22 protein-coding genes and 1 other annotated feature are annotated in these 22,412 nt (G+C 46.7%); all 22 genes read right to left on the bottom strand.

Features of this window, described 5'->3' with window-relative positions; translation table 11 throughout:
- On the bottom strand, positions 1 to 870 hold the full coding sequence (locus QWY22_RS12960) for an aspartate carbamoyltransferase catalytic subunit (RefSeq protein ID WP_300981259.1): 870 nt from the start codon (positions 868 to 870) through the stop codon (positions 1 to 3).
- Between the two features lie 123 nt (positions 871 to 993).
- Positions 994 to 2,280, bottom strand: coding sequence for a solute carrier family 23 protein (locus QWY22_RS12965; protein ID WP_300981260.1), 1,287 nt, complete (start codon positions 2,278 to 2,280; stop codon positions 994 to 996).
- Between the two features lie 18 nt (positions 2,281 to 2,298).
- Positions 2,299 to 2,838 carry a bifunctional pyr operon transcriptional regulator/uracil phosphoribosyltransferase PyrR gene (gene pyrR, locus QWY22_RS12970; protein ID WP_224074950.1) on the bottom strand — a complete coding sequence of 180 codons (540 nt, stop codon included), beginning with the start codon at positions 2,836 to 2,838 and terminating at the stop codon, positions 2,299 to 2,301.
- 189 nt (positions 2,839 to 3,027) lie between these two features.
- A complete protein-coding gene (locus tag QWY22_RS12975; RefSeq protein WP_300984391.1) occupies positions 3,028 to 3,939 on the bottom strand; it encodes an RluA family pseudouridine synthase in 912 nt (303 codons plus the stop codon).
- A 5-nt stretch (positions 3,940 to 3,944) separates the two neighbouring features.
- Entirely contained in the window at positions 3,945 to 4,424 is a 480-nt protein-coding gene (gene lspA / locus QWY22_RS12980) for a signal peptidase II (RefSeq protein WP_074510202.1), read from the bottom strand.
- Between the two features lie 319 nt (positions 4,425 to 4,743).
- A complete protein-coding gene (ileS, locus tag QWY22_RS12985; RefSeq protein ID WP_300981261.1) occupies positions 4,744 to 7,506 on the bottom strand; it encodes an isoleucine--tRNA ligase in 2,763 nt (920 codons plus the stop codon).
- 43 nt (positions 7,507 to 7,549) lie between these two features.
- Positions 7,550 to 7,766: a binding site (T-box leader), on the bottom strand.
- Positions 7,767 to 7,809: 43 nt separating this feature from the next.
- Positions 7,810 to 8,325, bottom strand: a complete 516-nt coding sequence (locus QWY22_RS12990; RefSeq protein ID WP_300981262.1) for a DivIVA domain-containing protein — start codon at positions 8,323 to 8,325, stop codon at positions 7,810 to 7,812.
- A 95-nt stretch (positions 8,326 to 8,420) separates the two neighbouring features.
- Positions 8,421 to 9,206: a YlmH family RNA-binding protein gene (locus QWY22_RS12995; protein ID WP_300981263.1), complete on the bottom strand. Its 786-nt coding sequence runs from the start codon at positions 9,204 to 9,206 to the stop codon at positions 8,421 to 8,423.
- Between the two features lie 64 nt (positions 9,207 to 9,270).
- A complete protein-coding gene (locus QWY22_RS13000) occupies positions 9,271 to 9,534 on the bottom strand; it encodes a YggT family protein (protein WP_036806871.1) in 264 nt (87 codons plus the stop codon).
- A 20-nt stretch (positions 9,535 to 9,554) separates the two neighbouring features.
- Positions 9,555 to 10,082: a cell division protein SepF gene (locus tag QWY22_RS13005; RefSeq protein WP_300981265.1), complete on the bottom strand. Its 528-nt coding sequence runs from the start codon at positions 10,080 to 10,082 to the stop codon at positions 9,555 to 9,557.
- Complete coding sequence (locus tag QWY22_RS13010; protein WP_300981267.1) at positions 10,082 to 10,750, bottom strand: YggS family pyridoxal phosphate-dependent enzyme; 669 nt, start codon at positions 10,748 to 10,750, stop codon at positions 10,082 to 10,084. The genes QWY22_RS13005 and QWY22_RS13010 overlap by 1 nt, the downstream gene beginning before the upstream one ends.
- A gap of 314 nt (positions 10,751 to 11,064) precedes the next feature.
- The gene (ftsZ, locus tag QWY22_RS13015; RefSeq protein ID WP_074510206.1) at positions 11,065 to 12,240 is read right to left on the bottom strand and encodes a cell division protein FtsZ; all 1,176 of its coding nucleotides are present in this window, start codon (positions 12,238 to 12,240) and stop codon (positions 11,065 to 11,067) included.
- 56 nt (positions 12,241 to 12,296) lie between these two features.
- A complete protein-coding gene (gene ftsA, locus QWY22_RS13020; protein ID WP_300981268.1) occupies positions 12,297 to 13,583 on the bottom strand; it encodes a cell division protein FtsA in 1,287 nt (428 codons plus the stop codon).
- Positions 13,584 to 13,682: 99 nt separating this feature from the next.
- Entirely contained in the window at positions 13,683 to 14,048 is a 366-nt protein-coding gene (locus tag QWY22_RS13025; protein WP_036806885.1) for a small basic family protein, read from the bottom strand.
- Between the two features lie 2 nt (positions 14,049 to 14,050).
- Complete coding sequence (locus QWY22_RS13030; protein ID WP_300981269.1) at positions 14,051 to 14,767, bottom strand: DUF881 domain-containing protein; 717 nt, start codon at positions 14,765 to 14,767, stop codon at positions 14,051 to 14,053.
- Between the two features lie 15 nt (positions 14,768 to 14,782).
- Positions 14,783 to 15,517, bottom strand: a complete 735-nt coding sequence (locus QWY22_RS13035; RefSeq protein ID WP_300981270.1) for a DUF881 domain-containing protein — start codon at positions 15,515 to 15,517, stop codon at positions 14,783 to 14,785.
- Positions 15,486 to 16,280, bottom strand: coding sequence for a cell division protein FtsQ/DivIB (locus QWY22_RS13040; RefSeq protein WP_300981271.1), 795 nt, complete (start codon positions 16,278 to 16,280; stop codon positions 15,486 to 15,488). The genes QWY22_RS13035 and QWY22_RS13040 overlap by 32 nt, the downstream gene beginning before the upstream one ends.
- Positions 16,281 to 16,299: 19 nt before the next feature.
- Positions 16,300 to 17,664 carry a UDP-N-acetylmuramoyl-L-alanine--D-glutamate ligase gene (gene murD, locus QWY22_RS13045; protein ID WP_300981273.1) on the bottom strand — a complete coding sequence of 455 codons (1,365 nt, stop codon included), beginning with the start codon at positions 17,662 to 17,664 and terminating at the stop codon, positions 16,300 to 16,302.
- Position 17,665: 1 nt separating this feature from the next.
- Positions 17,666 to 18,637 (bottom strand): phospho-N-acetylmuramoyl-pentapeptide-transferase, encoded by a 972-nt coding sequence (gene mraY, locus QWY22_RS13050; RefSeq protein ID WP_407072317.1) that lies wholly within the window; start codon positions 18,635 to 18,637, stop codon positions 17,666 to 17,668.
- A 21-nt stretch (positions 18,638 to 18,658) separates the two neighbouring features.
- Positions 18,659 to 21,094 carry a penicillin-binding protein gene (locus tag QWY22_RS13055; protein WP_300981276.1) on the bottom strand — a complete coding sequence of 812 codons (2,436 nt, stop codon included), beginning with the start codon at positions 21,092 to 21,094 and terminating at the stop codon, positions 18,659 to 18,661.
- Complete coding sequence (ftsL, locus tag QWY22_RS13060; protein ID WP_053166402.1) at positions 21,091 to 21,450, bottom strand: cell division protein FtsL; 360 nt, start codon at positions 21,448 to 21,450, stop codon at positions 21,091 to 21,093. Before ftsL ends, QWY22_RS13055 begins: the two co-directional genes overlap by 4 nt.
- Before the next feature lie 12 nt (positions 21,451 to 21,462).
- Positions 21,463 to 22,401, bottom strand: a complete 939-nt coding sequence (gene rsmH / locus QWY22_RS13065; RefSeq protein ID WP_300981277.1) for a 16S rRNA (cytosine(1402)-N(4))-methyltransferase RsmH — start codon at positions 22,399 to 22,401, stop codon at positions 21,463 to 21,465.
- Between the last annotated feature and the right edge of the window lie 11 nt (positions 22,402 to 22,412).

Here is a 22,412-nt window from a genome sequence, read left to right on the forward strand (position 1 = left end):
TCAATCTCTCCCTTTCAATGCATATTCCAGTACAGCCATCCGGACAAACACACCGTTTGCCATTTGTTTGAATATCCGTGAGCGTTCGCATTCCACTAAGCTGTCCGCAATCTCGACGCCTCTATTGATGGGTGCCGGATGCATGATGATGGCTGTTTCTTTCATCTTCCGCTCGCGCTCCACCGTCAAGCCGAATTGTTTATGGTAGTTTTCTTTCGAGAACAAAGCCGATACCGCGTGGCGTTCGTGCTGGACGCGCAGCATCATGACGACGTCCGTATCCGGAAGCAATTCATCTAAGTTCTGCGAGGTTTCGTAGCCGCCGCTCCATTCTTCCGGGCAGACGAACGATACTTCAGCTCCCAGCTGCTTCAAGGCAGCTGCATTCGATTTGGCAACCCGGCTATGGGCAATGTCGCCGACAATGGTCACGTGAATGCCTTCAAAGCGGCCAAACTCCTGATGGATCGTGTACAAGTCGAGCAGCGATTGCGTCGGGTGCTGCCCCGAGCCGTCACCGCCGTTGATGATCGCTACATTGCAGCCTTTCAGCTCTTCGTAATAAGCTTCTTCTTCATGGCGGATGACAATGCCGTCCACTCCGATCGACTCGAAAGTTTTGACCGTGTCATACAAAGTTTCGCCTTTTTGGACACTTGAGAAGGCTGTTTCAAATGGAAGTACGGTCAGCCCCATGCGGTGTTCGGCCATTTCAAAGCTCATTTTGGTCCGTGTGCTTGGCTCGTAGAACAGATTGACGATGGTTCCCGTCATGGGATGCTGTTCGCCGCGTTCGAATTCTCCTGCCCGTTTCAGCAATTTCATGATGGTCCGGTTTTTCAAGTGGTTCATTGTCAGTACGTTTGGCATTTGAATCCCTTCCTTTCATTAAAAAACACCTTCCTGAGAGCAGGAAGGTGTGAGGAAATAAAGGCATGGTTCGCCCTTGCTTCGACCCTTTCCATGCCTCTCTGGACATTCATTAAAAGGTGGTTATGCAGTTCCGTGATCAATTTCTTCTTTGTTGCGCCCTGGCAGGACGAGGTTTAACAGTACGCCGATGATGGCAGCAAGCGCCATTCCTTCGATTGAGAACGACTCGCTGAACTGGATTTTCGCTCCGCCGATCCCGATGACCAGGATGACTGAGGAGATGACCAAATTGCGTTTGTCGCCGAAGTTGATGCGGTTGTCGACCAGCATGCGCAGGCCGGATGAAGCGATAATCCCGAACAGCAGGATCGAAATGCCGCCGAGCACCGCGGTTGGTATCGTTTCGATGACCGCCATCAGTTTCCCGAAGAACGAGAAGGCGATGGCGAACACGGCTGCTCCGATGATGACGTAGACGCTGTATACCCGGGTGATGGCCAGTACGCCGATGTTTTCCCCGTAAGTCGTTTTTGGCGGTCCGCCGACGAAAGATGAAATCAATGTGCCGAGCCCGTCGCCGAGAATCGAGCGGTGAAGCCCGGGATCTTTTATGTAATTGCGTTCTACAATTTTCCCGAGCACCAGCTGATGGCCGATGTGTTCAGAAATTGTCACGATGGCGATCGGCACCATGACGAACAGCAAGGTTGGCGTGACAGTAAAGCTGTAGTCGATGCCGGGAATCAGGAAGTCCGGCACCTGGAACCAGGTAGCTTTGGCGATCGGTGCATAATCGATAATGCCGATTGCCGCCGAGTAGATGTAGCCTGCGATAATGCCGATCAGGATCGGCATCAGAGAAATAATGTTTTTAAAGTAAATATTGCAGATGATGGCGGTAATCAGCGTGACCAGTGCGGCTGAGAAATGCTTCATGCTGTATTGGCTCACACCGTCCACCGTGATGTTCATCGCCATGTCAACCGCTGTTCCGGATAATGCCAGCCCGATGACGATGATGACCGGCCCGACCACAATCGGCGGCAGAAGCTCCATCAGCCAGCGGTAACCAGTTTTCCAGATGATGAGTGCGACAATGGCGTAGACGAGTGATACAAACATGGCACCGATCATCGCTGAGCCGATGCCGCCCGTTTCAGTGGCAATGGTGATCGGGACGATAAAGGCGAAAGACGAACCGAGGTACGCCGGCACTTTAAACTGGGTGATCAGGATGAAGATGATGGTCGCGATGCCGCTTGTCAACAGCGCAATCGCCGGGCTCAAGCCGACCAGTTTCGGTACGAGAATCGTTGCGCCGAACATAGCGAACATGTGCTGAAGGCTCAATGAAATCCATTGGACCGTTTTTGGTTGATCTTGTACATCCAATACTGCTTCATTCATTGCTGCTTCTCTCCGTTTCTATTCGTGGATCGCTACCCGGTCGCTGCCGTCGCTTTCTTCCATTTGCACGACAATGCGTTCGTTGCTCGACGTTGGAATGTTCTTTCCGACAAAATCCGCCCGGATCGGCAATTCCCGGTGTCCCCGGTCAACCAGCACCGCGAGCTGGATCTGCGCCGGGCGGCCAAGGTCCATCACAGCATCCATAGCTGCTCTGACCGTTCTGCCCGTGTACAGCACATCATCGACCAAAATCACTTTCTTATTTGAAATATTGTGTTCGATGTCCACTTGCTGGACAAGCGGTTCCTGATTTTTCGTTTTCACGCTCAAATCGTCACGGTACAGTGTAATATCCAGTTCGCCTTTTAAAATCGGCTTGCCTTCGATCTGTTCGATTTTTTCAGCGAGCCGCTTTGCAATGAATGCCCCTCTTGTCTTGATGCCGACTAAGATGCAGTCGTCTATACCTTTATTGCGTTCGATGATTTCGTGGGCGATTCGCGTAATGGCCCGCGTGATTGCTTTTTCATCCAAAATCCCTGCTTTTTCTACCATGGATTCCACTCCTTTTCCAAATAAAAAACCTCTTGCCTGAGAGGCAAGAGGTTAGATGCGCAGAAAAATTCAGCATGGAAGACAGTCTCCCAGCCAGCGTAAATACCTTCTCGGCCTCTCTGGACCGTTTTTAAAGGTGTTGCTTATTCGATTTGTTTTTTTAAGTATAAAGAACCCTTAGCCGCTTTGTCAATCTTTCTCTCGAAGAGATTCCAAAAGCTCTGCAAATTGGGTTGGCGGTTCTGCCGAAAACTCCAGGTATTCACCTGTTCGCGGATGATCAAAGCCGATCACTTCCGCATGCAGCGCTTGGCCGCCGATGTCCATTGTTTTTTTCGGTCCATACTTCGGATCGCCTACTAATGGGAAGCCGATGTATTTCATATGGACACGGATTTGGTGCGTACGGCCTGTTTCCAAGCGGCATTCCACTAGGGTAAAATTGCCGAAACGCTCCAATACGCGGAAATGTGTGACAGCGTGCTTGCCTTTGTCGATGACAGCCATTTTCTGGCGGTCCTTCGAGTCGCGGCCGATAGGCGCTTCGATTGTGCCTTTGTCGTGCGGAATATGGCCATGGACAAGCGCTACGTATTTACGCGTAACGGTTTTTTTCACTAGTTGGTCGACTAACGAAGTATGAGCCACATCATTTTTGGCAACCATCAATAAACCGGAAGTGTCTTTGTCGATGCGGTGGACGATTCCCGGACGGGCTACGCCGTTAATGCCCGACAAGTCCTTGCAATGGAACATTAGCCCGTTGACAAGTGTGCCGTTTGCATGTCCGGGAGCCGGATGGACCACCATGCCTCTTGGCTTATTTACCACTAAAACATCAGCGTCTTCGTAAGTGATTTCGAGATTCAAATCTTCCGGAACAACGTCCAGTTCTTCCAACAGCGGCGGCGAGACAATGATGATATCGTCCAAACGCACTTTGTAATTCGGTTTGACCGTTTCACCGTTGACTTTCACAGCGCCGTCTTTCACCCAGTTCGCAATTTGCGAGCGGGACCAGTCTTCGTCGATTGAGGATACAGCTTTATCGATCCGCACACCGGCCATTTCTTCTGTTATTTCTATTGTCAAATCTTCAATTTCCATTAAGACACCTTTTTCTTTTCTTGTTTTTCGTCAATGATGATAAATAGGATCATCAATACCACACCTACTGTCAATGCAGCATCCGCCACATTAAAAATCGGGAAATCGTAATTGATGACAGGAATCAGCACATCCACAAAGTCCACTACTTCCCCGCGCAGCATCCGGTCGATAAAGTTTCCGATTGCACCGCCGAGCAGCACCATTAAACTCAATTGAAACAATGGTTTTCCGGTTGCGTGCTTATGAAAATACCAAAGAATTCCGGCTATTACAGCCACTGTGATGATGGCGAACAGCCACATTTGCCCTTCCAGCATCCCCCAGGCAGCTCCGCGGTTCCGGTGCGAAAGCCAGCCAAGATACGGGTCCAGAACAGCAATCCGTTCACCCAATTCCATATTTTTTACTACCAGCCACTTGGTCCATTGATCAAGTGCAATGATCACTAATGCAATCCCATAATAAAGTATAAACATGTGTTTCCCCCGTCAATTCATCAGTCAATTTATTTTACCACATCCCGCCTCGAAAAAGGAAACTGGCTGAAATGTCCTTCAAGCGGGATTGATTTAAAAGTCTATACAATTTTTACGTTAAATAATTTATAAGCTGAATCAAAGATAAAGACATCAATTTTTCGAATCGCTTCGCCGCTAAGTATTGGCCTCACACTTTTCCGCTCGAGCCGACGGAAACCGTGCGCCTGAAGCAAATGAAACGGCATTTACACTTCACTTAAAAAAGAGGCTATCCTTTGTCATTTTAATGACATACGGGATAGCCTCTTTAATCGTATTATGCGTATTGTTTTTCGACGACGCTTGCACAACGCGGGCATAGAGCCGGATGTGATTCGTTTTTGCCGATTTCTTCAGAAATTGTCCAGCAGCGTTCGCATTTTTCGCCTGACGCTTTTTCGACAACTACTGCAACTTTATTTAAAGTCAATGCCTGTTCCGGTGCTTGTTCAAGCGCTCCGCCGAATTCGTATTGGGATACGATGAACAGCTGAGCTACGTTTTCATCCACCGAAGAAAGCAAGCTGTTTACTTCTTCTGATCCGTAAACGGTCACTTTGGCTTCAAGCGATTTCCCGATGGTTTTCGCAGCACGGGCTTCTTCCAATGCTTTCAACACATCATCGCGGACGTCCATAAAGTTCGTCCATTTCGCTTCAAGGTCTGCAAATGCCGGGTTTTCTTCGCTTTCAGGGAAATCCGTCAGCTGAACGCTTTCTTCTTCCACAAAGCCTAAGTAGCCCCACATTTCATCTGTTGTATGCGGGATGATCGGCGTCGCCAATTTCAGGATCGCCATCAAGGAATCGAACATAACCGTCTGCATCGCACGGCGGTGTGGATGGTCAGCCGCTTCAATGTAAACAACGTCTTTCGCTACATCCAGGTAGAATGAGCTCAAGTCATTTGCGCAATAGCCATTCAATGCGTGATAGATCGAAGAGAACTCATACGTTTCGTAGCCTTTTCGGGCTGTCTCGATCATCTTCTGCAGTTTCATGACCATATACTGATCCATTTCGCGCATATCTTCAAATGCGACACGGTGTTCTTGTTCATTGAAATCCGCCAAGTTGCCGTGAAGGAATTTCAATGTGTTGCGGATTTTGCGGTAGACTTCCGACACTTGCTTGAAGTTGTCATCTGATACGCGTACGTCAGCGGTATAGTCAACAGACGCTACCCACAGGCGAAGGATATCTGCACCCATCTGGTTCATGACTTTTGCAGGAACGATGACGTTGCCGAGTGATTTACTCATTTTGCGGCCATTGCCGTCCAAAGTAAATCCGTGGCTCAAGATGCCTTTATAAGGCGCGATGCCATTGATCGCGACGCTTGTCGTCAATGATGAGTTGAACCAGCCCCGGTATTGGTCAGAGCCTTCCAAATACAAATCAGCCGGGTATTGAAGATCTTCGCGTTCTTCCAGGACGCCTTGGTGGGACGAACCTGAATCGAACCAAACATCCATGATGTCGGTTTCTTTGACAAAGATGCCGTTCGGGCTGCTTGGATGTGTAAATCCAGGCGGCAATAATTCGGCAGCTGTGCGTTCGAACCAGACATTTGAACCGTGTTCGCGGAACAATTCTGCAATATGGGAGATCGTTTCTTTCGTGATGATTGGATCGCCGTTTTCTGCATAAAATACAGGAATCGGCACGCCCCAAACGCGCTGGCGCGAGATATTCCAGTCGCCGCGGTCACGCAGCATATTGAAGAGGCGCGTCTCGCCCCATGCCGGTGTAAAGCTTGTTTCGCCGATGGCTTTTAAGATTTGGTCGCGGAATGCTTCGATGGAAACAAACCATTGAGCCGTCGCCCGGTAGATGACCGGCTTTTTCGTGCGCCAGTCGTGCGGGTACGAGTGTGTGATGAATGACAAGTGCACAAGTGCGCCTGCTTCGTCCAAAGCTTCCGTGATGGATTTATTGGCTTTGTCGTAAAACTGGCCTTCAAACCCTGGCGCTTCGTCCGTCATGACGCCTTTTTCATCAACCGGACAAAGAACATCCAAACCGTACTTTTTGCCGATCAGGAAGTCATCTTCCCCGTGCCCTGGAGCTGTGTGGACAAAACCGGTACCGGAATCGATTGTTACGTGTTCTCCAAGCATCATCAACGAAGTGCGGTCATACAGCGGGTGTTTCGTTAGGATATGTTCAAACTGGACGCCTTTGATTTCACGCACCACTTCATAATCCGTCCATTCCACTTCTTTTGCCACTTCATCCAATAAATCCTGAGCCACCACATACAAAGATCCATTCACGGAAACTTCCACATAGTTGAAATCGGCATGTGCCGAGATTCCCAAGTTTGCCGGGATGGTCCAAGGAGTCGTTGTCCAGATCAACACGTTTGTGCCTTCTGCCAAAACACCTTTTCCATCCACAACTTTAAAAGCAACATAGATTGATGGTGATTTCTTATCAGCATACTCGATTTCCGCTTCCGCCAGTGAGGATTCACTTGAAGGGGACCAGTAAACCGGTTTTAGGCCTTTATAGATATAGCCTTTGTTCGCCATTTTGCCGAACACTTCGATTTGGCGGGCTTCATAGGCCGGCTTCAACGTAACATATGGATTTTCCCAATCGCCGCGAACCCCGATGCGTTTAAACTGCGAACGCTGGTTGTCGATTTGCTGGTAGGCGTATTCTTCACAAAGCTTGCGGAATTCCGCCAAAGACATTTCCTTGCGGTTGACGCCTTTGTTGGTCAATGCCTGTTCAATCGGCAGGCCGTGCGTGTCCCAGCCCGGAACATACGGAGCGTGGAAGCCCATCATCGAACGCGAACGGACGATCATGTCTTTTAGCACTTTGTTAAGGGCATGGCCCATATGAAGGTCGCCGTTGGCATAAGGCGGGCCGTCGTGAAGAATGAAGAACGGGCGTCCTTTCGTCCGTTCCAGCGATTTTTGGTAAATATTCATGTCTTCCCATTTTTTCTGCATTTCCGGTTCCCGATTCGGCAAATTGCCGCGCATCGGGAAATCTGTTTTCGGCATCAATAACGTGTCTTTGTATTCCATTGCAATTCCTCCTGTAGGCATAATAAAAAGCCCCCCATCCCTGGAAAGGGACGAGGAGCTAAACTCGCGGTACCACCCTTGTTGCAGCCTTTAGCTGCCACTCGAACACCGTAACGTGGTGGATACGGAATTGGGTACTTTGTCGGTTCCCCAATTCTGCTCAAGAGTGATTTTCCTCAAAACATTCTTCACCAGGCTCTCACTGCCCCTGGCTCGCTTTGTCGAATTGTTTGGAGTACTGTCTCCGTCAACGCTTTTAAAGATATGACGTAATTATAGAATTTAGAAGTTGCTGCGTCAAGTTCAGTAGACTTCTTTCTTTTCTTCCAATTTGTCCAGATTGGTCGTATCGATGTCATATTCCATCAACGTTTCCCAATCATCTGTTTCAATCAAGTCCAACTGGGCTTCCACCAGCATTTTGAAGCGGTTGCGGAATACTTTGGACTGTTTCTTCAACTCTTCGATTTCGAGCGCAATGCGGCGCGCTTTCGTCAATGATTCATTGACGATGCGGTCTGCATTTTTTTCAGCTTCGCGGATAATCAGCTTCGCTTCTTTTTGCGTATTGCGGCGAACTTCTTCTGCTGCTTCTTGTGCCACCACAATCGATTTCTGCAGAGTTGACTCAATTGTTGTGAAATGGCCGACGCGCTCATCTGTTTGCGTTAAGCGCTCTTCCAATTCTTTCTTTTCTTTTAACAGAATTTCGTAATCTTTGATGATTTGATCCAGGAATTCGTTTACTTCGTCTTCCTGATATCCTCTAAACGCTTTGCTAAACTCTTTATTATGTATATCCAAGGGGGATAATGGCATAGTAAGGGCACCTCTCCTTAATTAACTTCGTTTCTTTACATTATACAGTCCATGGCAGTAAATATCAGTACTATTTTGCATTTTTTCAAACCGGCTTACTTGGCCGTCTCTAATCTGCCAACGAGCAGACGAATTTTGTCTTTTTTTGTACGGCCTTCGATTTCCATCATTTTGACGCGGCCATATCCACGCGATGATACCATATCCGATTCATTCAACTCAAACGATGGCTGTTCCTGAACGGTCCAGTTGACTTTCACTTTTCCGCCGTTGATCAACGCCGACGCTTTCTGGCGGGAAATATTATAGACCGAACTGATGACGGTATCCAGCCGCAGCGAACTGACCGTATGGCTTTCTTCTGTCCAGTCTTCCGCCACCTTTATGAAGCTTTCTTCTGATCCGGCTTCTTCCAAATGGACTTTCACTTTTGCAGCCGTTGTAAAATTAGCCTGCAAATAGCTGCTGACTTCATCCGCTACGGCAATCTGGATTCGCTGCCCATCAATTCGGATATCGCCAAACTTGCTCCGGTCAAGGCCGATTGACATCATGGAGCCCAGAATATCCGGATGCTGCAGCGTAACAAACTTGGTAGGGTAGTTCAAATCAAAAACGATAATTTGAAAATCTTCTTTTTGCGGCTCGTAATACGATGGATAGAGCAGCACACGCTGCCTTTCCGCGTCTTCGAACAGCCCCGACGCAGCCACTTGGATATCGCTTGATCCGACAACGGATGTTACGATAAAACGCTGTCTCGGATCCAGAAAATCAGTCAGTTTAGGCGTATAGCGGTCTTCAACATCTATCATCCAGCCTGTCACTTGTTCGATGAACGGCTGTTCGTCTTTTCTGAAATGCTGAAATAATGACTCCATAGAAAGCGCTCCTTTTGGATAGTTAATGGGTTTCAAGCAAAAAACCTCACGTTATGTGAGGTCATTAGCTGAAATAAGAAAATAGAACGATAATCCCGCGGCTCGCTAAGTTTAAAGCGAAAATGGCAACGATTGGCGAAAAGTCAATCATTCCGAACGGGGGAATAAAGCGCCTGAAAATATCAAGATAAGGGTCGGTGATGCTTGACAGCATACGGCCAAAACTTGATTCTTTCGCATTCGGCAGCCAGCTCATTAAAATGCTGGCAATTAAAATAAACGAATAGATGTTTATAGCGACTAAAATTAAATTCAATAAAGCAATCATCAGTTCTTCATGCACCTCTTTTATTGTTGATCGTCATAGTAATACTCGGAAATGGCTCCGTCAACTTCAACGGTATCCGGCACGCACAGGAATATATCCGTTCCGATGCGCTGTATGTCTCCGCCAAGTGCATATACAGTTCCGCTCAGGAAATCAATGATGCGCAAACCTTGGTCTTTTTCAATGCGCTGCAGATTTACTACGACGGCTCGTTTGTTTTTCAAATTTTCGGCAATGTCCTGGGCTTCTGCATAAACTCTTGGTTCCGCTAAGATCATTTTCGAGGATTTAACTGCACTTTGCAGGCTTACAAGATTGGTAGCTCCTGTTTCCACTGTTTTTTGTCTCCGTTCTTTGGGTTGTTTTCGAATATCCGGCTGCACCGTTACCGCTTTCTCATAGCGGGAAACGGTCTGCGGCTTGGTCTGGGGCTTAGGCCGGGCCTGTGCTTGTTCTGGCTGAGGCTTCGGCTGCTGCTCGACTTGCGGCTCGTCTTCTTCAAATTCCTCCAGATAAAAGAAATTTTTGAATTTGTTTTTCATGCTCATCACATTGCCTCACTTTCTGACCCTACTAATGCAGTCCCTATGCGAACAAAAGTCGCTCCTTCTTCAGCTGCGATTTTGTAATCATTGGACATTCCCATCGAGCACTCTGTGCAAGGGGCATGGCTCATTCCTTCAGCCGCAACTTCAAGTTGAAGCGATTTCAATCCTTTGAATACATTACGAATGATGGTCTCGTCCGTGGTGTTCGGTGCCATTGTCATCAATCCGACTACCTGGATTTTATCAAAAGCTTCCAGTGATTTAACAAATGCTACTGCTTCTTCTGCAAGTATCCCGCTTTTGGATTGTTCCTTTGAAACATTCACTTGTACAAAGCATTTCAAGGGATGAGTTGCCCGTTTCTGGATTTCCTTGGCCAGGCTCATGCGGTCCAAGGAATGAAGATAATCAATTTGGTCAATGACTTCCTTGACTTTTCTCGTCTGCAGATTTCCGATAAAATGCCAGCTGGCCTCTCTTGCGATTGCCTGGCGCTTATTCAACAATCCTTCCGGCCGGTTTTCCCCAAGATGGCGGATGCCAGCTTCAATTGCCTCAGTTGTGCGCTCAACACCTACTTGTTTGGTCACCGCAATGACCTGAATGCCAGGCCGGACATTATTTAATTCTTGTGTAATTTCTTCATAGACTGGTTTAATGGGTTTCATGCATTCACAACTTTTCTATTGATGTTCAACTGATCCTGCTTACCGCAAGACAAGTCACCTGCTGCATTCGGCGGAAGCCGCTGAACGCAAAAGTTTGATCGGTTCCACTAGCACTTTCCGGGGAGCCCCCATCTGAATGTAGTTTCACTTTATTGTACCAAGTTACAGGTTTTTTATCAATTCCACCCGATCATTAAGCCCTTCTTATCTTATAATGCCGCCTTTTCTTGTACAAAAATATGCAACATAGGCGATGCTCTGAAATCACTAGGCAAAAAGAAAAACAGCCGCCCAAAGGCGGCTGTCAATTTCAATTATCTTCTTTTTTGACGGTTGCGCAGGAATGTAGGGATGTCTAATGCATCTTCCTGTGGTTTGTCCTGGCGGGCAGGCTCTTGCTGATACGACGGGTAATGCTCTTCCCGGCGCTGATCTTCCCGGCGTGATTCACGAAGAGACGGCGGAGACTGCTGTTGGATGGACTGTACTCGGCTTGAGTTTAATCCTGATCCTCTTGGCGTTCTCGGCTGCAGCAATTCTTCGTTGAATCCCGTAGCAATAACGGTAACTACGATTTCATCTTTAAGGTTATCGTTGATGACCGATCCGAAAATCATATTTACATCTTCGTCAGAAGCTGAGGCTACGATGTCTGCTGCTTCTTGTACTTCATAAAGGCTAAGGTTAGATCCGCCGGTGATGTTCATCAAAACACCTTTTGCTCCGTCAACGGAAACTTCCAGCAACGGGCTTGAAACAGCTTTTTTCGCTGCTTCAGATGCACGGTTTTCGCCTGAAGAAACACCAATCCCCATCAAAGCAGATCCTTTGTTGGACATGATTGTTTTCACGTCAGCAAAGTCAAGGTTGATTAGTCCAGGTACAGCGATCAAATCGGAAATACCTTGAACCCCTTGGCGAAGAACGTTATCCGCTTCACGGAAAGCTTCAAGCATCGGCGTGCTCTTGTCAACGATTTCAAGCAAACGGTCGTTTGGAATAACGATTAGCGTATCAACAGATTCTTTCATCGTGCTGATTCCGCTGATTGCCTGAGTCGAACGCTTGCGTCCTTCGAAAGTGAATGGGCGAGTTACAACCCCAACCGTCAAAGCGCCTAGTTCTTTGGCAATCCCTGCAATTACAGGTGCTGCTCCAGTACCTGTTCCGCCGCCCATGCCGGCAGTAACAAATACCATATCTGCTCCGCGCAGTGCTTCTTCGATTTGTTCTTTGCTTTCTTCAGCCGCTTTTTTGCCGACTTCCGGATTAGCGCCCGCTCCAAGTCCGCGAGTCAGTTTGCCTCCGATTTGAAGTCTAGTTTCAGCTTTTGAAAGGTTTAAAGCTTGTGCATCTGTATTTACAGCGATGAATTCTACGCCTTGCACTCCGTGTTCGATCATACGGTTTACTGCGTTGTTTCCGCCGCCGCCTACACCGATTACTTTAATGACTGCCAGTGCATCGATTGATGTATCAAATTCCAACATTCTTTTTCCTCCTATATATTGCTCAGCTTTAGATTAAGCATAATGCAATGTTGATTTTATTCAAAGAATCTATCAAACATTTTTTTAGCTTTTGTAACAACGCCTTCACTGTTCTGTTTCGGCTGCTTTTGCTTTTTAGGCTGCTGGTGCTGCGGTTCCGGCTCTACATGAGCAGATTCGGACAAAGCGCCTCCGCTTCCTACATTGCCATAGAACATATCTTCCATGTAAGCATACTGGATCAGGCCGACAGCAGTCGTGTATTGAGGTTCCCGCACGCCGATGAATTCCGGTACGTACAGGCGGACGCGCGTTTGCATGATATGGCGCGCCAATTCCGGCAGCCCTTCAAGCTTAGCCATTCCGCCAGTCAATACGACTCCTCCTGGAAGGTCTTGATATCCAAGACGGTAAAGCTCATCTAAAATCAATTCGAAAAGTTCTTCCAGGCGAACTCCGATTATTTCAGATATGTATTTTTGGCTGTATTGCTCTTTTGAATCGGAACCGATTACTTCCACTTCAAACAATTCATCTTCAGAAGCATCGTCATAAAATGCATGGCCATACTCCAGTTTGATTTTTTCAGCTTGTTCTGTTGGCGTTTTCAAAACGATGGATAAATCTTTGGTCACATGGTCGCCGCCGACTGGAATAACGGAAGAAGCAGTCAAATGGCCATCTTGGAAGACAGCGATTGATGTTGACCCTCCACCGATGTCGATGCAAGCAGTGCCGTGATTTTTTTCATCTTCTGTTAATGCAACATACCCTGCGACAAGTGGCTGAACGTAAATATCACGGATTTGCAAGCCCGCACGTTCTACGCATCTTAACACATTATGCAAAATGGTTTTTGATGTTGTCACCATTGTACCATCCATTTCAAGGCGAATCCCAATCATACCTCGCGGATCTTTGATTTCATCCAAATGGTCGACGATATACTGTTCAGGTATAATATTGACCAATTCCCGTTCAGGCGGAATGGAAATAACTTGCGCCGCTTCAAGAACACGGTCCAGGTCATCATCCGTAATTTCACGGTTTTCGCTGTTGACTGCCACTACCCCTTTGACAGGATGAAGAGCTGCTTTGTTAGCTGGGATTCCCAGCACTACCTCGTGGATCGACTTTCCGATCATGCGCTCCGCTTGGTCCACTGCTTTTTTAATGGATTGAACTGTAGCATCTATATCAACAATCGCACCTTTTCTGATTCCGTTTGATTTTACATTTCCTACGCCAATGACATGTAAAGATTTGTTGGCCATTTCTCCGATTAATACTTTAACGGATGACGAACCGATGTCTAGGCTTACGTATAATTCTGATTGACTCAATTCGTGGCACCTCCTTAATAAACTTCTATATTATATTCTATTGTAAATTGTATCCCTTGTCTAAGTAAAACAGCACAACTTTGTAAATTTTCCTTCAACTTACCCTTGCAATTCACGAACTTCCTTTTTTTCTGCCCATTTTGTCAGCAGAATCCGGCGGATGACAGCAATATTTTGGAATAAGCGAACCCCAAATGCAAAAATGGCGGCTAGATATAAATCGACTCCCAGGTGCACGCCGATAAACGCAAGTGCAGCTGCCAGTACAATATTGAAGAAAAAGCCGGAAACAAATACTTTGTCATCGTAGACGCCTTGCAAATGCGCCCGAATTCCACCGAACAAGGTGTCAAGCGAAGCAAGCACGGCGATGGACAAATAATCTGCATATTCAGGAGGAATTTGCATATCGGTTAATAGGCCGAGTGAAATCCCAAGCAATAAACCCAGTATTGACAACCACATACTTATTCCCCCTCCACTTTTTCTAATTGTTGATAATTGTGTTCTTTGTCGTAAGCTTCAACAGTCAGTTGATCCATTGGTTCGGTGATAATGACAGAAAGGTTATCAATATAAAAGTCATCGTGTATGCGTGATGACATTAAATGATTATACAGCTTTTCCGTGTCATCCATCGTTTTTGAAACAATTTTAATTTTAAATGGCGGAGTTTGAACTGGAACGGTATTGACTGTAGTCGTTCCATTAATGTCGCGGATGGCGGTTGTATTAACCACGCGGTTGCCATCAATCGAAATGTAGAGCCCATTATGGCGATTGATTTCATTGACCAGGCGGATCAATAGATCGGGTGCAATCCCTTCAATATTCAAACCTAAAGCGACTGCTTCTGGAGAGGGTTCAATGGAGATTTCTATGCCTGGACCGGTCATTTCGTCCAGGCCAGCTGCACTTCTTAAATCCTCGACTGTTTCTTTTAATGCTTGCTCCGGACTCTCATTCGACGCATCTTCGTATTTGGATAAGGTATCATCAACAGTGCCGATCTCTGTCAGCAACTCCGAATGCAGCTGCATTTCGCGCGAAAGTTCCTGTCTGATTTCCCAAATATCCCGTGTGTCGCGCGCATCCGGTTCATTGATGGTGTTATACTGTACCACCGCCATCAATCCGATGATGAATAAGATGACTGAGAAGCGGGAAGAGAGTTTCTTTTTCATGCTGCCTCTCCCCTCCTACGATTCTGTCAGCAACGCTGGCATTTGAATTTTTTGTCCTGCGTCCAATGTGACGATGATATTGTCATTTACAAGCTGATCCATAACCCCGCCCGATAGCTTCATGGAAGATTCCAGCACATTAGGTTCTCCAATCGCTTCGATCGTGAAAGGCGCCGGGTACTGGACGCCGTCTACGGTAATGACCGGTCCGGTGCAGACAATATACGAATTCGCGTGGATTCGCTGCCCGTTGATTGAAATGGCTTGTGCACCTGAAATATACAGTTCGTTGATCACTTGGAACACATGGCTCTCATGTACAATATAATCATTCGGATTTACTGAATCCGGCTCGTAATCGCCGTCCTGCAGCGTTACTTTTAATCCGTCGCCTTTAACCGGCAGGATGCCGATATACCGGCGCAGGGCTTCCGCTTCTTCCGTATAGTCCGCAAAACGGTTTTCACCGTCTGAAAAAGAATCTTCATATTCCTGGACAGTTGCTTGTTTTTCTTGTAATTCCCCACGCAATGATTTGTTGCGTTCCTGCTGTTCAATCAATTCTCCCCGAAACCGCTTTTCTTCTTCAGAAAAAGATTTTCCATCAAAGTTTCTGGCTGCCTCTTCCTCTTGGGAAAGGCTGTAGGAATAAGCCATGATAAAGCCCAATACGAGAAAAACAAGAGAAAAGATGATCGATTTACTGAAGCTTGCCCGGTTATTCTTCTTCGGCTGCTTCGGATTCTTCATTCTCAGCACCTTCCTTCCGAGGACCGTAGACGTCATCGTACGAACGGAAGAAAATTCCGACCTCCATGTCAATTACACCTTTTTGGCCGTCTTCAAGCTGAGCTACAACAGAAGGATAGTAATTCAGCTTTTCAGCCAGCGAACTTAATATCCCTCTTACTTCGTTTCCATCGTTCATATAGAGCGTAACATAAGCTGCGTCTTCTTCACTTGGAGACAAAATAATCTGGGAGATCAAGTTGAATACTTCCGAATCGATCTTTGTCAGCTGATTGACCAGTTTTGATCTCGTCTTAGCATCTTCAAAATTGGTTAAGATGGGGCCATTAACTGAAGTTACCGGTTTTTGCAAAGCAAAATTATTTGATAAAACCATCTGGTAGCTATTGCTTTTATCAAGATAACCGATGCTCTCAAATTCTTGAATTTCAATCTCTACACCAGTCAGCCATTTTTTATTGACCGAGGATTTTTCTACCCATTCCAGCTCGTCCAGGGTCTTTTCAATATCCGATTCCGTGAAAGACCACATGGAGTCGCCAATCGACAAGCCGCTGAGCTGTTGATACTCAGCTTTTCCGTACAGCTCCGTACCTGTGACAGTTATGTCCTGAATTTTACTGTATTTTGTTTGGCTGTAGATCAGAATGGCCAGCAATACAAGAAAAATGAACAGCAACGCCACGAACTTGCGATTGGTTCTTTTTTTCCGCCGCTCACGAAGCGTCGGGATGCGTTCTTCGATATCAATCACTTTGTCCATACTTGCTGCTCCTTTCCCTTTATTCGTTCGCTTCTGTTACTTGCAGGACCGCATCGATAAATGCATCTCCGCGGATTTCAAAACTTTCATATTGATCCCAGCTTGCACATGCCGGAGACAGCAGAATGGTGTCTCCTTCTTCTGAATGGCTTACTGCTTTTTCAACGGCATCCAGCATGTCCCCCGCTTTTGTAATCGCCGGAACTCCGCAATCTTCAGCAAACTCTGCAAAACGGTCAGCGGTTTCACCAAACGTGATGAGCGCTTTTACCCGGTTCATGTAAGGGCGCAGCTCTTCAAGCGAATGATCCCGTTCAAGACCGCCAGCCAGCAGGATGATTTGTTCTGGAAATGCTTCAAGCGCACTTTTTGTCGCCAAGGCATTGGTCGCTTTAGAATCGTTATAAAACTTTCTGCCGTTCCAGGAAGTGATAAATTGGGAACGATGTTTTACGCCTGTAAAGGACGTCAACACTCGGGTGATGGTTTCTGTAGTGCCGTCCCATAGAAGTGCCGCAGCGGTAGCTGCCAGGATGTTCTCTAAATTATGCTGGCCGCCCAACATGATTTTCGAGCGTTCAATCACTTTTTCCCCTTGCCAATAAACAAATTCATCATCTGCACTGATGCTATGCTCGGTCTTGCCTTTTAGTGTAAACGGAATCAGCTGCGCTTTGCACTTCGCTGCAAACGCGGACAGCAGCGGCTGGTCCGCATTATAAATAAAATAATCTTCCGATGTCTGGTTCTGGGCAATTTTCATCTTCGAAGCGGTGTAGTCTTCAAACGAACCATGATAGTCCAAATGCGCCTCATAAAAGTTGGTAACAATCGCGATGCGCGGCCGGAAAGTATCTGTCCCTTTCAACTGGAAAGAAGACAGTTCGGTAACAATGACATGATTTTCCGTCGCATTTTCGGCAACACCGCTTGCGACAGTTCCGATATTCCCTGCAATCAACGGTTTCTTGCGGTCCTGGTTGAGCATATGGAACAACAAGGTAGTGGTTGTCGTTTTCCCGTTGGAGCCTGTAATTCCGATAAAAGGGGCTTCGCTGATCAAATAAGCCAATTCAATTTCTGTCCAAATCGGGATCCCTTTTTCGATTGCCGACTCGATAATTACATTGTTATAAGGAATTCCCGGGTTTTTTACCACTAATTCAAAGCCCTCATCCAAAAGATCTTCCGGATGTCTGCCACAAATCACGGTCACACCCATATTCAATAATTCCTGGGCTTCAGAGTTTTCTTCAAAAGGCTTGGAATCGTTAACAGTAACAAAAGCACCTAATCCATGGAGAATGCGAGCGGCTGTAAATCCACTTTTCGCCAGCCCCAAAACAAGCACTTTTTTTTGATAAAGTTGTTCAACTTGCTTCATTTTATAAGACCTCCAAAACTACTGCAATTAATGCGGCAATCAGGCCGACCAGCCAAAAGACTGTGACGACTTTCCATTCTGACCATCCGCTCAGTTCAAAATGATGATGAATCGGGCTCATTTTGAAAATACGTTTTTTTCTTAATTTGAAACTGCCGACCTGTAAGATGACGGACAGCGTTTCAATAACGAATACCAGGCCGATCAATAAAAGCAAGAGCTCTTGTTTCAACAAAATTGAAACCATTGCGAGTGCTCCGCCGAGCGCCAATGAACCCGTGTCCCCCATAAAGACTTTCGCCGGGTATTTATTGAATACCAGGAAGCCAAGCAAGGCGCCTGCTACTGAAAACGTAAACAAGGCAATGGCGTTTTCATCCTGGTGAATAGCCAAAACGCCAAATGCAGCAAAAGCGATTGAAGCTGTGCCCGCAACCAATCCGTCGAGTCCGTCTGTCAGATTGACAGCATTGGAAAAGCCGACGAGCCAGAAGATGATAAACAGCACATACACAACCGATAGTTCAATTGCCACATCCGTAAACGGAATCGACACGGACGTATCAAATTCTGTACCGTTCAGCAAAAAGAATGAAATAACGGCAATAACGATTTGAGCGATCAATTTCTGCAGGGAAGTTAATCCCAAGTTTCTTTTTAGCACCACTTTAATAAAATCATCCAAAAAGCCGATTAAGCCGAAACCGAAAAGCACCAGCAAAAGAATCAGGATATCCGCTGTCAGCCCTTCAGTAAACAATGCGACCAGCAAAACCGTCACAATAATAGCGATTAAATACACAAGGCCCCCCATTGTAGGGGTCCCTGTTTTTTTCATATGGGATTCAGGCCCTTCTTCCCGGATACTCTGGCCAAATTTCATTCTTCTCAATAGGGGAATAAAAAGCGGCATCAGTATAACTGTCAGTAAAAAAGCGGCTCCAAAACCAATCAATAAATTAACGTCCATCATAGAACTCCTTTAAGCAATAAATTATTCAGTTGGATCTTCAACTATTTCTTCTTCGATTGTTTCTCCAGCTGAATCTTCTTCAGCTGGTTCTTCAGCAGTTCCTGTTGGTTCTTCCGTTATTGCTTCCGGGGCGACTGCAGGCGTTTCCTCTGCAGATTCTTCAGAAGCTGCACCGTTTTCTTCCGGCACGGCTTCTTCAGGGTTTTCTTCCGTCCCTGATTCTGCTGCATCTTGGCCTGCTGCATCTTCATCCTCGTCTGCCGGTGCACCTTCAAAACTATCCGTCGATTGGATTTGCGAGGCGTTTTCAGGCGTTTGAAGACGTATAACGACTGGATCTTTCGAAGTGACTTTTGATCCCGGAGACGCGCTCTGGCTCACGGCATAGCCCTGGCCGGCAAGTTCCACCGATAAGCCGCTGAGCGACTGATACGCCAGCAAATCACGTTTTGACCAGCCCGTAAAGTCGGGCAATGTTGAAGGTCCAGCAGTTTTCAAAATTACTGTGCCGCCTTCAACGACTGCTTCTCCCGTTTCCGGGTACTGGCCATCCACTTTCGCGCTTTCACCGGTAATTACCACATTCAGTCCTCTTCCAGCCAATTGCTCTGTAACTTCCGCAGAAGATTTCCCTGTGTAATCCTCCAGCTCGGTAGATTTTACTGATTTCGCATTATCCGGCTTCACATTCATGTGTTTTAAGCCGTTTTCCATGACCGAATTGAATATCTTGGCTACAGGTGCACTTCCGTACTCTCCTGCAGGCAATTGCGGCTGTTGGACACCAATATAGACGAGCAGTTCAGGGTCATCCGCCGGCGCCATTCCGAGGAAAGAATACAAAAACCCGTTTTTACCCTGGTTGATGTAGCGGCCATCCGGGCCCGGCACTTGTGCAGTACCGGTTTTGCCGGCTACTGCATAGTCCTTTAACGCAAACGGCCGGCCCGATCCATTTTCGGAAGTGACAGTCGAAGCGAGGATTTCTTTCACCTTTTCGGCAGTTTCTGCAGAAATCGGCTGTCCTGCTTTTTCCGGTTTGCTTTTTACGGTCACTTTTCCAGTGTCCGGATTTTTGATTTGGTCAATGACGTACGGCTTCATCATGACGCCTTCATTGGCAATTGCTGAAGCTGCCTGGATCATTTGGATAGGCGTCACTGTTGAACCTTGACCATATGTTGTCGTCAGACGTTCGATCGGGCCGGTATCCAACACTTTCCCTGGCGCTTCATTCGGCAAATCGATGCCTGTTTTCTTGCCAAAACCGAAAGCATCAATATACTTCATGAAAGTTTCAGGCCCAATGCGTTCCAATAGATACGCCATCGACACGTTGGACGAGCGCTGGAAACCTTCCAGGAACGTAATGCTTCCCCAGCCTCTGCCGCTGTTGTAATCTCCAATGGTCGTGCCCATCAACGAATAGGTTCCCGAATTGTAATAAGCGTTCGGATCCCATTTGCCTTCTTCAATGGCAGACGCCAACGTAAACATTTTCATCGGTGAACCGGGTTCGATGGTTAATTCTATACTTTCATTGAGCCAATTGTCGGAAAGGCCCTCACGTGTATTCGGATTGAATGTCGGACGCTGTGACATGGCCAAGATTTCCCCTGTATCCGGATCTGCCACGACAGCAATCATACGGGCCGGTTCATATTCTTTCTGAACTTTCGTCATCGCGTCTTCCAGGAAATTCTGAAGGGTTTTATCAAGCGTCAATTGGACATTAGAACCATCCACTGCCGGAGTAACGGCAGATTCGTTGTTCGGCAGCAGAAATCCCCATTTATCGGTGGAGAATTCGATTTTGCCGTTTTTTCCAGTCAACGCTTTGTTATGGATGGATTCAAGCCCCATCCTTCCTTTTGTGACCATGAGGCCGTCTTTGGTTTCTTCTTTCATCGCAAAACCGATCAAATGGGAAGCAAATGCCCCATTCGGGTATAGGCGTTTTAAATCTTTGACAAACAGAATGCCTGGTACTTCTTCTTCTTTCATTTCAAGCATTTTTGTATGGCTGATTTCACGGCCAGCTACTCCAAATTCCACTTGGTAGCGGTCTTTCTCCACGCCTTGTTCCAATATGTCTAAAATTTTGCCTTCTTCCATGCCCAAATGCTTCGCCAAAAACTCGGCTGTTTCTTCTACATCCACTACGTGGCGGGGATTGCTGGCTTTCTGGGTGGCCGATTCATCTAAGACCGCCACCACCTTATACGTCAGCGTATCTTCCGCAATCACTTGTCCGTCACGGTCTAAAATTTTTCCGCGCTCAGCAGCGAGCACTTCCTCCTGCTGATATTTTGCCGCGGCTTTAGCTGCCAATTCCTGCCCCTCGACGGTGCCAGTTGCCTGTATTGAGACAATTCTGACGGTCAAAATGAAAAAGAGCCCTGCAAAGACTAAAAATAGCAGAAAGGCTCCCCATTGAAATCGAAACTTTTTTTTCATTGTCCTGGCACTACCTTTACATTTTGCTCATTTAATTTTAGACCAAGCTCTTTCGCTTTTGCCCAAATGCGCTCATATGTAGACAGTTCATTTACTTGTACAGACAAATCTGTATTTTGTTTCACTTTTTCATCGATTGAATGTTCAATTTTTTGAATTTCTTGTGTAGATGCCTGGATCACCGATTGGTTTTGAAGAACCAAAAGTGCACATAGGACAAATGCTGCAAAGAAAGACAAATAAAGCACTTTCTCGCCTTTTGTAAAAATTCCTTTTTTTCTTACCGGTTGCCGGGCCGGATTTTGAGGAACGGCCGGCTGTTGTATGTATGCTTCTTTTCTTGCATATAGCGCCATTTGAACACGTCCTTACTCTTTGATTTTTTCCACAATCCGCAATTTTGCCGACCGTGAACGATTGTTCTGTTCTAACTCTTCCTCGGACGGAAGAATCGGTTTTCTGGTGATCAATTTAAATTTCGGTTCCATGCCTGCTGGAATCATAGGCAGGTTCGGAGGCAGTTCCGGCATTGATGAAGCTTCCTTGAAAAGCGTCTTGCATAACCGGTCCTCCAGTGAATGGAAGGTAATAACACTGACTCTTCCGCCGACAGCCAGTAAATCGAGGGCATCCTGGAGCGAAGTTTCTGCCGCACCAAGTTCATCGTTTACAGCAATGCGGATCGCCTGGAAAATGCGTTTTGCCGGATGGCCGCCTTTTCGTCTGGCAAATGCCGGAATGCCGTCTTTGATCAGTTCCACCAATTGGCCGGTTGTTTCAATCGGCGAGGTTTCCCTTGCCGCTTCAATTTTCCGGGCAATTTGCTTCGAAAATTTCTCTTCGCCGTAGCGGTAAAAAATTCGCACCAAATCTTCAAACGACCATTCATTTACTACATGATAAGCAGTCAACTCAGCTGATTGGTCCATCCGCATGTCTAACGGTGCGTCATTGTGGTAGCTGAATCCTCTTTCCGGCGTATCGAGCTGCGGAGAAGAAACGCCCAGGTCATATAATATGCCGTCCACTTTTTCAATCCCGTGCATTTCCAATTGTTCTTTAATGAATTTAAAATTCGAATGAATAAACGTAATTCTGTGCAAGTAATCTTTCAGTTTTACTTGTGCATGAGCGATAGCGGTAGCGTCCTGGTCAAAACAATACAAATGTCCTTCATCGGATAACTGCTTTACCAAGTACTCGCTGTGTCCGGCTCCGCCAAGCGTGCAGTCTACATAGACGCCATCAGGACGAATGTTCAGTCCATCGACAGTCTCCTGCAGTAAAACCGTGGTGTGGTTGAACAATCCATTCCCCC

The sequence above is a fragment of the Planococcus liqunii genome, assembly GCF_030413595.1.
Taxonomy (GTDB): Bacteria; Bacillota; Bacilli; order Bacillales_A; family Planococcaceae; genus Planococcus; species Planococcus liqunii.